Consider the following 13,899-nt stretch of genomic DNA (forward strand, 5'->3'; position numbering starts at 1 on the left):
TGGTTAGATGGCTGGTGGTTCTGAAACCAAAACCACCAGCCATTTAGCCGTTTAGCTATCTAGTCATTCTTTTAGATGCACAAATCCTTACTATCCGCGCTGGCGCTGGCCGGCGTCGTGGCCACGACGCCCCCCGGGGCGTTTGCCCAGGCCAAAGTCAAAACCAAGGTTAAGACCAAGACGGAAAAAGCGTCCGCGCCTGCTCCAACCGCCGCTCCGGCGCCCACCGACTGGTCGGTGACCTACGCCAGCACCATCACGCCCGAGGACCTGCGCCAGCACCTCACCATCCTGGCCTCCGACGCCTACGAGGGCCGCGAAACAGGGCAGAAAGGCCAGAAGATGGCCGCCGAATATATTGCCAAGCAGTTTGCCGACCTCGGCCTGACGGGCCCGGTGCAGAACTCGGACAACGCCTACATCCAGCACTTTACCATGGAGCGCAGCAGCTGGGCCTACGACCAGATGCAGCTGCAGATCGGCAAGAAAAGCTTCAAGCCGCTGGAAGACTACTATGTGGGCGGCAGCCCCGTCTTCACCCAGGCCGCCACGCTGGAGCCGGTATTCGTGGGCTACGGAATCGAAGAAGGCAGCTACAACGACTACGCCGGCCTCGATGTGACGGGCAAGGACATTATCATGCTGGGCGGGGAGCCGATGAAAGACGGCAAGCCGCTGCTCGGCAAGGACGGTAAGCCCAGCAAGTGGGCCGATGGCCGGGCCAAGGAGTCGCTGGCCATGCGCAAGAACCCGCGCTCCATCTTCGTCATCAACCCCGACGCGGAGAAGTTTACGCAGTTTCTGGGCCGCATCAAGCCCTACCTGAGCCAGCCGCGCATGAACTTCGTGGGCAAGCAGGCCCCGGCCCGCGCCGCGTCGTTCTCGGTGTCGCCGGCCGTGGGCTACGAGCTGCTGCGCACCAACGCCGAAGCTGTGGCCAAGTACCAGGCCGCCACGGGCGCCGCCGGGCAGCCAGTAAAGTCACCCTTCAAGCCCACGAAAGTGACGGTACGCGCCCCACGCAAGGTGGAAACCTTCTCCACCGAAAACGTGATGGGCTACCTCGAGGGCTCGGACAAGAAAGACGAGCTGCTGGTGGTATCAGCGCACTACGACCACCTGGGCATCAAGGACGGCAAGGTGTACAACGGGGCCGACGACGACGGCTCGGGTACGGTATCGGTGATAGAGCTGGCCCAGGCCTTCGTTCAGGCCAAAAAGGACGGGCACGGTCCGCGCCGCAGCATTCTGTTCCTGACGGTGACCGGTGAGGAAGAAGGCCTGTTCGGCTCGGAGTACTACACGGACAACCCCGTGTTTCCGCTTGCCCAGACCGTTGCCGACCTGAACATGGACATGATCGGCCGCATCGACGACAAGCACAAAGCCGGCGACCAGTACGTGGAGCTGGTGGGCTCGGATAAGCTCAGCTCGGAGCTGCACACCATCAACGAGCAGATGAACAAGCAGTACACGCAGCTGGACCTGGGCTACCGCTACAACGACCCCAACGACCCGGAGCGCGTGTACTACCGCTCCGACCACTACAACTTCGCCAAGCACAAGGTGCCGGTCATCTTCTACACCACCGGGGACCACGCCGACTACCACCAGGCCACCGACGACGTGGACAAGATTGAGTTTCCGCTCATGGCCAAGCGCGGGCAGTTGGTGTTTCACACCGCCTGGGAGCTGGTCAACCGCGACAACCGCATTGTCGTGGACTCGAATAAGCCGTAATTGGTGATTACGCGTGCAATGGCCGATTGCCGGATGCCCTCCAGCAATCGGCCATTCCGTTTTTACTGCCCCCTATCCTACTCGCGTGCTGCTAATGCTCCACCGCTTCTTTCTTCCGCTTTTGTTAGCTGGCGCTGTGCTGGCCGCCTCGCCGGCGGCGGCGCAGCGCAAGGTGAAAACCAAGACCAAAACTGCCGCGCCCAAGGCTGCACCGGCCGGCACTGCCGCGCCGGCCACCGGCGGTGCCCCCACTACCTACGCGGCCACCATCACCGCCGCCGACCTGCGCCAGCACCTGAGCGTGCTGGCCTCCGATGCCTACGAGGGCCGGGCTACGGGCGAAAAAGGCCAGAAAATGGCCGCTGAGTACTTATCCAAGCAGTTCGCTGCGCTGGGCCTGCGCGGCCCGACGAGCAACGGCGCCAACCCTTACCTGCTGCCCTTCGGCGTGGTAAAATTTGCGCCGACCGGTGCGGGCGCCCTGCGCGTGGGCGCCCGCACCTACACCGACGGCCGCGACTACGTGGCCTTCGGCCCCTCCGCGTTTCTGACGGAAGCCAAGGCCGACCCGGTCTTTCTGGGCTTCGGCATCGAGACGGAGCGCTACAACGACTACGCCGGCCTCGACGTGAAAGGCAAGGACGTGGTGCTGCTGCAGGGCGAACCGGTAGACGAGCGGGGCCACTACCTGCTCTCGGGCTCGAAGCAGGAAACAGAGTGGAGTTCGGCTTTCCGCAAAGCGGCTCTGGCCCGCGACAAGGGTGCCCGCAGCGTAGTGGTCATCACCTTCGCGGGTGGTAGCAGCTTCCAGCCCATGGCCGCCGAAATGGCCGCGCAGCTGGCCGAACCGACCTACGAGCTAACCGAGCGCGTACCCCAGCCCATGACGGGCTTCATGCTCACCGATGCACCCCCAAGCGGCATTGATCTGTACCTCACCTCGGTGGATGTAGGGCTGGCACTACTGAATACCACCTACGACGCACTGGGCAAGTACATCTTCGGCAGCTTCAGCGGCCAAACGCCCCCGTCGGCCGCTTTCCGGGCGCAGTCGTTCAGCTTGTATCACCCGCAGGAGCGCACCGAGCTGGCCTCCGAAGACGTGCTGGGCTACCTCGAAGGCTCCGACAAAAAGGACGAAGTGCTGGTGGTATCGGCGCACTACGACCACGTGGGCATTCAGCACGACACCATTTACAACGGGGCCGACGACGACGGCTCGGGCACGGTGTCGGTGCTGGAAATGGCGCAGGCTTTTGCTCAGGCCAAAGCCGAAGGCCGCGGGCCGCGGCGCAGCATTTTGTTTCTGCTCAATGCCGGCGAAGAGCGTGGCCTGCTCGGCTCGGAGTACTACACCGGCCACCCGGTGTTTCCGCTCGCCCAGACCGTGGCCGATCTGAACATCGACATGGTGGGCCGCACCGACCCGCGCCACAAGCCCGCCGACCGCTACCTCTACCTCATCGGCTCGGACAAGCTCAGCTCGCAGCTGCACGCGCTCAGCGAAGCGGCCAACGCCACCTACGCCAAGCTCAAGCTCGACTACTTCTACAACGACCCGAACGACCAGGAGAAGCTCTACTACCGCTCCGACCACTACAACTTCGCCCGCAACGGCGTGCCGGTCATCTTCTACACCAGCGGCCTGCACCAGGACTACCACAAAGCCACCGACGACGTGGACAAGATTGAGTTCGACAAGCTGGCCGAACGCGCGCGGCTGGTGTTCTACACCGCCTGGGAGCTGGCCAACCGCGAGCAGCGCCCGGTGGTAGATTCCAACAGACCCTAAGCGCGTTTCGGCCTAGCCAACCAGCTTACTTAGATGCGTGCGGAAGCCCACGGAGCACAAACCCTCCGCGGACTTCCGCACTTTTATGTTGTACTTAGTAGTTGTCCGACCGTTTGACCTTGTGCTGCCATGCCTAGTACCGCGACCAAATCTGCCCAGTTTCTGCTCGACTCCGATAAGAAGGCCTTCGACCTGGAGCACCGGCGCAAAATCCGCTTCAACATCGGCAAGTACAACGCCGCGGTGCAGACGGGCCTGGGCTGGTACCGCGACCATGAGCTGGCCCGCTCCCGCGCCGCCTACCGCAAGTCACAGATCATCAATAACCTCGATCAGTACCTGCTGCAGTGGGAGGAGAACTTCACCCGGCGCGGCGGCAAGGTCATCTGGGCGCAGAACGCGGAGGAAGCCCTGCGCGAAATCGGCAAAATCGTGGCCCGCAAGCGTGCTCGCACGGTGGTGAAGGCCAAGAGCATGACCACCGAGGAAATCCACCTGAACCACTTCCTGGAGAAACACGGGGTGGAATCGGTGGAGACGGACCTGGGCGAGTACATCGTGCAGCTCAACGGCGAGCGGCCCTACCACATCGTGACGCCGGCCATGCACCTGAGCAAGAAGGACATTGCCGACATCTTCGTCAAGCACCTGCACATCGAGCCCACCGACGACGCGCAGAAGCTGGTGTACACGGCCCGCAAGCTGCTGCGCAGCAAGTACACCTCTGCCGAAGTGGGCGTGACCGGCGGCAACTTCCTCATTGCCGACGTAGGCGGCGTGGCCGTGACCGAAAACGAGGGCAACGCCCGCCTCTCGGCCACCTTCCCGCGCACCCACATTGCGGTGGTGGGCATTGAAAAGCTGATTCCGACCTTGCAGGACCTGGACCTGTTCTGGCCCCTGCTGAGCACCAGCGGCACCGGCCAGCAAGTGACGGTGTACAACACGGTGTACCTGGGTCCGCGCCAGCCGCTGGAAAAGGACGGCCCCGACGAAATGTACGTGGTGCTGCTCGACAACGGCCGCACCAACCTGCTGGCCCAGCCCGACAAGCGCGAGGCCCTGCAGTGCATCCGCTGCGGCGCCTGCCTGAACGTGTGCCCGGTGTACAAGAACATCGGCGGCCACACCTACGAAACCACGTACTCGGGGCCCATCGGCGCGGTTATCACCCCGCACCTGGCCGGCATGCCTGACAACAAGCATCTGAGCTACGCCTCCTCGCTTTGCGGAGCGTGCTCCTCGGTGTGCCCGGTGCGCATTCCGATTCACAACATCCTGCTGCTCAACCGCCAACAGGCCGTAAAAGAGCACCTTAACGACAAGGAGGAAGCGCGCGGCATTAAGCTGTGGATGTACGGCATGAAGCACCGCTGGATGTGGGGCGTGGCTCCCACTTCAGCCAAAAACTGGGTGCTGGACCGCCTGCTGGGCCAGATTGGCTGGAGCAAGCGCCGCGAAGCCATTCAGCTGGCACCGAAGTCGTTCCGGCAGCTGTGGAAGGAGCGGCAGAAGTAACAACCAGGAGAAACGGCCGGGCTGCAGCCCGGCCGTTGGCATTTACTCCTGTTGCAGCAGCATGGAGGTAACCGCCGCTGCCACGGGCCCTTTGAGTTCGGGTGCCAGGGTGGGCGCTAGCCATACCCGGCCGCGGCCGATCAGCTCCACAGCGGCCACTACCGAGCCGTTGGGCCGCACGAACTCGTAGCCGATGGGCACGCCCAGGGGCAAAGTCATGGGTTTCCCGTCGCGGCGCATCAGCCGGGCAATGGGCCGCACCTGTAGCAGGGAGTCGCCGTTGCTGAGCGTGCCCTGCGCAAACTGCGGCCGGGAGCCCGCGTCGTGCCGGCTTTCCATCACCAGCTGCCACACCTGCTGGCCGGGGGCCTGAATAATGCTGCTGTACACCTCCTCGTGGTGCAGCGTCACGCCCACGCGGGAAGCAGCCGGCGCCAGCACTAAGTCCTGACTACGGGCGTAGTAAGCGCCCTGCACCTGCAGCGGGGCAGCCGCGCCGGTGGGTTGCAGGGTAAAAGAAAACTTGCGTTTGGCCCGGCTTTGCTCGTACCAGACCGGCGCCGGCAGCCAGCCCCGCCCGATGTTCCAGCTACTGGTCGACGTCCAGCCGGGCTTGACCTGGGTGGTGGCAAAATCGCCGAACTGGTAGCTGCGCTTGAAGCCCTGCTTGCCGGTGACGGACAAGGGCGCGGCGGCCGATAGTTGCGCGGGTACCTGCATGGATACGCGCGAGGCGGAACAGCCGGCCAGCATCAGCGCGGTGCCGCCCAGCCAGGCCCCTTGGTGGAGCAAACGATACGAGGAGAAGAACATAACACAAGGCGTAAAAAGATGACTAGGCAAAAGTAGATGGCCCACGCCTCGCGCGCATCACACATTCGGGTGGGTCCGGGGCCTCTGCCAACAGTGTGCCAGCCGGCGCGTACAAGGTTGTACTTACTGTATATGGCCTACGCTTCTGCCTGATGTCCTGGGAATTGCTTTTGCACGGCGTAGTAATCCTGGCCGGCTTATTCATTGTGGTTATCGTAATGTCTGCGGCCATCCGCTCGTTTGTGCTGCCGCGCAACGAATCGGTGCTGATCAACAACTGGCTGTTCCGCGCCATCCGCTGGGTGTTCGATGCCATAGCGGCCCGGGCTTCCACTTACGGGCAGCGCGACCGGGTACTGGCCCTTTACGCGCCGGTGGCCCTGGTGGCGCTGCCCATCTTCTGGCTGTGGCTGCTCTCGGTAGCCTACACCGGCATCTTCTGGGGTCTTGATGAGGGCCACGTGTTCCGTTGCTACCGTATCAGCAACAGCTCGTTGCTTACGTTGGGCTCGGAAGAACCCACGCACGGCGTGGCCGCCACGGCCTTCTCCTATTCCGAAGCTGGCCTGGGCCTGCTGCTGCTCACCTTGCTGATTTCCTACCTACCCACCATTTACCAGTCCTTTTCGCGGCGCGAACTGGTGGTAGCGCGTCTGGAGCTGCGGGCCGGTTCGCCCAGCTCGGCCACGGCCCTGACCACGTGGCTGCACCGCTCGGGCCACCTGCACGACGACGAGCCGTGGATGCGCTGGGAAGAGTGGTTTGTTGAGATTGAGGAAAGCCACACCTCACTGCCGATTCTCTCGTTTTTCCGCTCACCCCAGCCCGGCCGCTCGTGGGTGACCACCGCCGGCGTCATCCTGGACACGGCCGCGTTGGTGTTCAGCGCGGTGGAGCACGCCCGCAGCCCCCAGATGGAAGTGTGCTTCAAGGCCGGCTGCATTGCCCTGAACCGCGTGCAGCGGTTTTTCGAAGCCCGCGCCGGCAGCAAGCCCACCGACCTGGTGAACGTGGTGAACAGCGGCGGCACCGGCCAGGAAGAAGCGAGCCGGGCGGAGTTTGAGGCCGCCGTGGAGCAGCTGGCCAAAGCAGGCCTGGCCCTGCGCCCCGATCAGAACGCAGCCTGGCAACAGTACTGCGAGCTACGCAGCCGCTACCAGGAGGCCCTGCTGTTTCTGGCGCGCCTCACCGTGTCGCCGGAGTTGCGGAGTATCAAGCAGAGTTAACCTCGGCACCTGTACTTCCCCGCTGGCCAGGCCGCGTTGCATTCAGCGAGGAATTGATGTAAAAAACCCAACCGAATTTCTCCCGAATATTCAGGCGAATCAATAGCTTGCACAACTGCGGCTACGCTTGAATTTCCTGCTTCGCTCCACCCACCCTCACCTATTCGGGCAGGTTTTCGGGCCTTCCTACGCCGCGGCGCGGGCTCCTCTCTCCTACACTTTCCGGGCATTAGGCTCGCCGATGCGGCTACCCCGCGGCCGGCGGCCTTCCCCTTGACCGACCGGCGGCTCGGCTAACCGCGAGGCTGGCCGCTGGCAACGCTTTTACTTCACCACATTCTACTTCATGCGTACACCTTTACTCCCTTTACCACGTCATCTGTTTGGCCAGCGGCCCGGCGCTTGGGCGGGGTGGCTGCTGTTACTGCTGCTTACCAGCCACTCGGCCTGGGCCCAGACGGCGGAAATGTTTCAGTCTTACGCCGTCGTCAACGCCAACGGCGGGGGCAACAGCTACCTGGCCGGCAGCAAAAACGCCGATAACGCTGCGCTGCTGGCCGGCAGCAATTTCGGCTCCTTCGCGGCAGGCAGCAGCTTGCTACTCAGCGGCGGCGAAATCAAAACCTACAAAAACAGCGGCGGCGACGTGACCGGCGCCAAGCTGAACTACCGCGTGTACCGGCAGGATGTAGCGCCGGGCAGTTTGCCGGCTTTCACGGAGCTGGACTTGCCCTTCAGCGAAAACCTGAACGGCTCCGGTGACCAGAAATGGACCAACGTCAATAATGCGCAGGGCAACAACAACCCCGGGCCGGTAAACCTGCTCAACGGGCTGAACGTGCGCGGCCGCTACGTGCTGGAGGTGTACTGGCGCATCACCACCAACCTGGGCGACCGGTTCGACAGCAACTTCGGCAACAACTTCAAGGCCACTTTCGACTACACCAGCGGCAGCCTGTGCGGCACCTACACCATCGACGCGGGCGCGGCGGCTTCGGCTACCAACTTCGCTTCGTTTGGCAGCGCGGCGGCGGCACTGAATACCAACGGCGTGTCGTGCGCGACGACTTTCAACGTGGCTGCGGGCACTGCTTACACCGAAAAAGTAGTGCTCGGCGCCATCAGCGGGGCATCGGCTAGCAGCACCATCACGTTTCAGCGGGCGGGTAGCGGCGCCAATCCCCGTATTACGGCGCCGGGCGGCTCCTCCAGCACCGTCGACGCCATCGTGAGCCTGAACGGGACTGACTACGTGACTTTCGACGGCATCGACCTGCTGGACCCGGGCAGCAACAACTCCACGGCCCTGCAGATGGAAATGGGCTACGCGCTGTGGCGTACCGGCGCGGGGGCCACAGCCGACGGCTGCCAGAACAACATCATCAAAAACTGCGTGGTGACCATGCAGCGGCCGCTGGGCACCAATGCCAACATCACCGGCATCTACGGCGCCAACTCCACCAGCGCCAACCTGACGGCCCTCGGCGCGGCGGGGCTCACGCCCGCGGCGACAAACTCCGGCAATGTCTTTACCAACAACACCATCGAAGGCCCCAACCAGGGCATTTCGCTGCTGGGCATCGTGGACGCCGCGCCTTACACCTACTACGACCAAGGCAACAACGTGGGTGGTACCGTAGCCGGGACGCCCGGCGCGGGCGGTAGCGGCTCGGGCAACCTGCTGCGCAACCTGAACGGCATTGCGTCGGGCAGCAACGACATCTACGGCATTCAGGCCAGCAACCAGAACGACCTGAGCGTGCGCTATAACCGAGTGGACAACGCCGGCGGTACGGGCGGCAGCGCGGCCATTCGCTCCCTGCGCGGCATCCGCCTGGGGGCGGGCGCGGCGGGCACCATCACGCTCAGCGACAACGCATTTACGCTCAACAACACAGGCTCCACCACGGAAATTCGCGGCATCGAGGCGGCTGCCACGGGGCTGGCTCTGACCACGGACAACAACGTCTTTACCATTGCCGCCAGCTCGTCGGCAACGGTTCAGTGCTTTCTGTTTACCAACGCCCTGGCTTCGTGGGCCGCCGACGGCAACGTGTGGGACAACAACGGCATTGCCTTGAGCACCACCGGCACCACGTACTTCGTGAACAACGCGGCCACCGCCGCGACGACGCCCATCATCACCTTCACCAACAACACGGTGACCAACGTGAACCGTACGGGCACCAGCGGTACGTTCTACGGCTATTACAACAACAGCGGCGCGCCCGCGGCCAGCCCGGCGGTGCACACCATCACCGGCAACACCATCAGCAACATTACGCTGGCCGGCAGCTCCATCGGCTACGGCATCCGGCAGACGGCGGGTGCCGCTATCCGCCCGCAGGCGCTCATCAACGGCAACGTCATCAGCAACCTGAGCAGCGCTACGGGCTCGGTGTACGGCATCAACTTCGACTTCGGCGACAACGGCGGCACCAACGTGTCGACCATCAGCAACAACACGATTTCGGGGCTGAGCAGCGGCGTGGCCAGCGGCACGGGGCTGGGTGTGTTCGGCATTTACGCGGGTACGCAGGGCAGCACCGCCTCTAACGTTACGCACGTGACCATCAGTGGCAACAACATCAGCACGCTCAGCAATACGGGCACGGCTACGCTGGCCGCCATCAACATTCTGGGCAGCCCAACGCAGGTGACGGCCTCTTCCAACGTTATCAGCGGCCTGAGCGTGGGCGCGGCCAGCACGGCTTTCGTGCACGGCATTTACCTCGCGGGCGCCACGTCAGCTACCATTGGTCAGAACCAGATCAGCGGCATCAGCGCGGCCAACGCCAGCAGTAACATCTACGGCATCCGGGTTTTGGGCGGCACCACCGTGAACGTGACGCAGAATACGGTAAGTGGCCTGAACCATACCCACACCGCCACCGGCACGGCCTACGGCCTGGCGTTTGCCGGCGGAACGACGCTGAACGTGACGCGCAACAAGGTATATGATGTGGCCTCGGCCGCGGCTTCGGCTACGGTGTACGGCATGTATGCGCTGGGCACCAGCAGCACCTGCAACTTCAGCAACAACCTGGTGGGCGCCCTGCGCGCACCGGCCAGCACTGCGCTCAATGGGCTGATTGGCATCAACCTGACGGCAGGTACGGCGCTGAACGTATATCACAACACGGTATATTTGAATGGCACAAGCAGCGGCGCCAATTTTGGCAGCAGCGCGCTATTCGCTGCTACAAGCCCGCTTGATTTGCGCAACAACGTGCTGGTAAATCTCACGACGCCCAAAGGCACGGGCTTGGCCGTAGCGCTGCGCCGCGCGGGGGCTGCCACGTCCGCCAACTTGGTGGGCAGCACCAACAACAACCTGTACTACGCCGGTACGCCCGCGGCCACTAACCTGGTTTACTACGACGGCACCAACGCCGATCAGACGCTGGCCAGCTACCAGGCGCGCATGGCCACATTGGGCAGCACTCCCGCACGCGAATCGGCGGCGGTGACGGAAAACCCACCCTTCCTGAGCACCACGGGCGCCGATGCCGGCTTCCTGCACATCAACCCGGCCGTGCCCACGCAGGTGGAGAGTGGCGGCATACCCATCGGGACCGTAGCGGTGGACTTCGATGGTAACGCGCGCAACGCCACTACCCCGGATATTGGCGCCGATGAAGGGGCCTTCACGCCGGCCGCAGGAATGAGCATCAGCGCCGTGACGTACACCCAAAGCGGCGACAACACCACGCTGAATACCACCAACCAGCTGGTAACCAGCCTGAACGTACAGACTACGGGCAGCCTGAATGCGCTGACGCTCAACAGCCTCTCCATTGACCTGGGCAGCACCCAGCCGGCCGACGTCAGCAACGCCCGCCTGTACGCCAGCACCAGCGCCACGTTCAGCGTGGCCTCGGCTACGCTGGTACCCACTTCGGGCAGCATCGGTGCGCCCGGCTACACGCTGACGCTGAGCACGCCCGCCACACTGACCTCGGGCAACAACTACTACTTTCTGACCTACGACATCCCCGGCACGGCCACACCGGGCAACACCGTAGCCTCGGCCCTGACGCAGGTGAGCGTATCCGGCACCGCTTACAACGCCACGCTCTCGGGTGCGGCGGCCGCGCGCTTGATTCTGGGGCCGCTCAACGGCACTTACCTGGTGGGGCAAGGCAACGCGGCGCCGGGCTACGCTACCATCACGGCAGCACTGGCCGATCTGGCCTACCGCGGCGTCGGTGGCCCGGTAACGTTTTCGCTGACCAATCCGGCCTCGACGCCCTACTCCGCCGCCAACGGCGAAACCTTCCCGCTAACCATTGCGCCTGTCGCCGGAGCCAGCGCGGCTAACACCGTGACGTTTAAGCCGGCCGCCGGCGTGCAGCCCATTATTTCGGGCAGCAGCGGCAGTTCCAATTCGGCCTTACTGGTGCTCAGCGGGGCCGACTACGTCACCTTCGACGGGGCCAATACCACCGACGGCACCACGCGCGACCTGACGCTGACCAACACCAGCGTCAGCACCGGCACGGCCGTGGTATGGGTGGCCAGCCAAGGCGTGGGAGCCGGCGCCACCAACAACACCCTGAAGAACCTGAACCTGAGCGGTGCCACCACTTTCACCGGCACATTCGGGGTATTTGCCGGCAGCACGGCCGGCATCGGCACGGCCAATACCGGCGCCGATAACGACGCGCTGACCATGCAGAACAACGCCATTCAGTCGGTGGGCTACGGCATCTTCGCTGGGGGCACGGCCAATGCTTCGGCCGGCGGCCTCGACAACCTGGTGGTGCGCGACAACACCGTGGGCCCGGCCACGAGCGGCAGCGGCAACATTGCGGTGGCGGGCATTTACCTGACCAATGCCTTCGGCAGCACGCTGACCAACGGGGCGCAGGTAAGCGGCAACACCGTGCAGAACGTGGCCACGACCACTGGCACTGTGCCCTACGGCATCAACCTGGCCAGCAACGTGCCCTTCGCCACGGTGCAGCGCAACGTCATCAACGGCGTGGCGCAGACCGGCAACGGCACCGACGCCTACGGCCTGAACCTGGGCAGCGGCGTGACCGACGCCGTGGTGGACGGCAACCGGGTGCTCAACGTAACCGGTGGCGCCAACGGCTACAGCGGCCATGGCATCGACGTGAGCCCCGGCTCGGCCAGCAGCAACCTGCGCCTGAGCAACAACGTGGTGGCGGGCATCGGCGGAGCGGGCTGGACCTCGCTGCTGAGCACCAGCAACGCGGGCATCACCGGCATCCGGCTGCTGGGCACCACGCCGGGGGGCATCAGCCTGTACCACAACTCGGTGAACCTGAGCGGCAGCTTCAGCAGCACGAGCAACGCACTGTCGGCGGCGCTCTACGTGGGCAGCGGCGCCACCGGGCTGGATGTGCGCAACAACGTGCTGGTCAATACGCTGGCCTCCCCAACGGCCGGGGCCACGTCGAAGGCTTACGCTTTCTACAGCACGGCGCCGGCAGCGGCTTTTACGCTTCTGAACTACAACGACTACTTCGTAAGCGGTACGCAGGGCCAGCTAGGCAACTTCGGCGGCACGGGCACCAGCTCCACCAGCGGCACCAACGTGGCCACGCTGACGGCGCTGCGCACCGCGTCGGGCCAGGACGCCAGCTCCATGACGGGGGCACCGGGCTTCACCTCGGCCACCGACCTACGGCCCAACCCGGCCAGCTCGGACAGCTACAACTTGAACGGCACCGGCGTGCAGCTGCCCGCCGTGAGCCAGGACCTGAGCGGTACGGCCCGCCCCACCACGGTGGCCGCCGGCGCGCCGGATCTGGGCGCGTACGAGTTTACGCCCACCGTTCAGCCCAACGCCCTGACCACCACTGGCAGCTACGCGCCGGGCGCCACGCAGCAGTTCTTCTTCAACAACCGCCTGATTGCCAGCATCACCTACGGCACAGCCGGCACGCTACCCACCACGCTGACGGCGCGCTACTACCCCGGCACCAACCCGCGCGGCCCGCGTGCGGGCACGCGCTACCTCAACAGCTACCTGGAGCTGGCCGCCGCCAACGACGGCGCGGACTTTACCTACGACCTGACCCTGTACTACGACGACGCGCTGCTGGGTACGGTCAGCCCGGAGAGCAGCCTGCGCCTGTCGCGCCGCGACCCGGCCACGGGTCTGTACTACTTCTTTGAGGAGGCCACGCTCGACGCTACCGCCAACACGCTGACGCAAACCGGCCTGACGGCCTTCGGCGAGTTTACCGGCTCGGATATTGCCGCCCCGCTGCCCGTCAGCCTGGTGGCTTTCGAAGCGCAGCGCCAGGGTGCGGAGACGCTGCTGACCTGGACCACGGCCCAGGAAAAGAACAGCCGCGGCTTTGAGGTGCAGGTATCGGCTGATGGCCGCGCCTACCGCCCGCTGGACTTCGTGGCCAGCACGACGCCCAACGCCAGCACCGCGCGCAGCTACCACTTCGTGGACCGCGAAGCCGGCAAGCAGGGCCTGCGCTACTACCGCCTGCGCCAGCTCGATCTGACCGGCGAGGAAGCCTTCTTCGGCCCGCGGACGGTGCAGTTCGGCGCGGCGCCCAGCAGCAGTTTGAGTGCCCACCCGAACCCGTTTGGGCAGCAGCTCTGGTTGCGCCTGGCCTCGCCCGTAGCGCAGCCGGCCACGCTGGTACGCTTCTACGACCTTAACGGCCGCCTCGTCCTCACCCGCACCGTATCGGTGCCGGCGGGCTCGTCGGAGCTGCTGCTCGATGATTTGGGCGCCTTGCCCGGCGGCGTGTATTCGTTGCAGCTCACGCTCGGCGGCGTGCCGCAGCGGGTGAAGCTGGTCAAGCCGTAACTTTCTGC

6 protein-coding genes are annotated in these 13,899 nt (G+C 64.4%); 5 read left to right on the forward strand and 1 reads right to left on the reverse strand.

The annotated features are described in order from the left end of the window. Positions 1-75: 75 nt before the first annotated feature. The 3 genes from B0919_RS01180 (at position 76) to B0919_RS01190 (ending at position 5,050) form a co-directional block, all read left to right on the forward strand. Positions 76-1,740 (forward strand): M28 family peptidase, encoded by a 1,665-nt coding sequence (locus B0919_RS01180; protein WP_078010359.1) that lies wholly within the window; start codon positions 76-78, stop codon positions 1,738-1,740. 121 nt (positions 1,741-1,861) lie between these two features. After that, positions 1,862-3,532 carry a M28 family peptidase gene (locus tag B0919_RS01185; protein WP_217700983.1) on the forward strand — a complete coding sequence of 557 codons (1,671 nt, stop codon included), beginning with the start codon at positions 1,862-1,864 and terminating at the stop codon, positions 3,530-3,532. A gap of 129 nt (positions 3,533-3,661) precedes the next feature. After that, positions 3,662-5,050, forward strand: a complete 1,389-nt coding sequence (locus tag B0919_RS01190) for a LutB/LldF family L-lactate oxidation iron-sulfur protein (protein ID WP_078010361.1) — start codon at positions 3,662-3,664, stop codon at positions 5,048-5,050. Between the two features lie 42 nt (positions 5,051-5,092). Here B0919_RS01190 and B0919_RS01195 read toward each other — a convergent pair whose 3' ends face one another. Continuing rightward, the gene (locus tag B0919_RS01195) at positions 5,093-5,863 is read right to left on the reverse strand and encodes a hypothetical protein (RefSeq protein ID WP_139361822.1); all 771 of its coding nucleotides are present in this window, start codon (positions 5,861-5,863) and stop codon (positions 5,093-5,095) included. A 152-nt stretch (positions 5,864-6,015) separates the two neighbouring features. Between B0919_RS01195 and B0919_RS01200 the strand changes: the two genes are divergently transcribed. Next, positions 6,016-7,089 carry a hypothetical protein gene (locus tag B0919_RS01200; RefSeq protein ID WP_078010363.1) on the forward strand — a complete coding sequence of 358 codons (1,074 nt, stop codon included), beginning with the start codon at positions 6,016-6,018 and terminating at the stop codon, positions 7,087-7,089. A 346-nt stretch (positions 7,090-7,435) separates the two neighbouring features. After that, positions 7,436-13,891 (forward strand): BNR-repeat neuraminidase N-terminal domain-containing protein, encoded by a 6,456-nt coding sequence (locus B0919_RS01205; RefSeq protein WP_139361823.1) that lies wholly within the window; start codon positions 7,436-7,438, stop codon positions 13,889-13,891. The last annotated feature ends 8 nt before the right edge of the window (positions 13,892-13,899 follow it).

Origin of the sequence: Hymenobacter sp. CRA2 (assembly GCF_002007105.1) — a bacterium.
Taxonomy (GTDB): Bacteria; Bacteroidota; Bacteroidia; order Cytophagales; family Hymenobacteraceae; genus Solirubrum.

Bases quoted from the DNA above. Each gene is read 5' to 3' on its own strand.
- B0919_RS01180 (WP_078010359.1), top strand. From the start codon at position 76: ATGCACAAATCCTTACTATCCGCGCTGGCGCTGGCCGGCGTCGTGGCC.
- B0919_RS01190 (WP_078010361.1), top strand. From the start codon at position 3,662: ATGCCTAGTACCGCGACCAAATCTGCCCAGTTTCTGCTCGACTCCGAT.
- B0919_RS01195 (WP_139361822.1), bottom strand. From the start codon at position 5,863: ATGTTCTTCTCCTCGTATCGTTTGCTCCACCAAGGGGCCTGGCTGGGC.
- B0919_RS01200 (WP_078010363.1), top strand. From the start codon at position 6,016: ATGTCCTGGGAATTGCTTTTGCACGGCGTAGTAATCCTGGCCGGCTTA.
- B0919_RS01205 (WP_139361823.1), top strand. From the start codon at position 7,436: ATGCGTACACCTTTACTCCCTTTACCACGTCATCTGTTTGGCCAGCGG.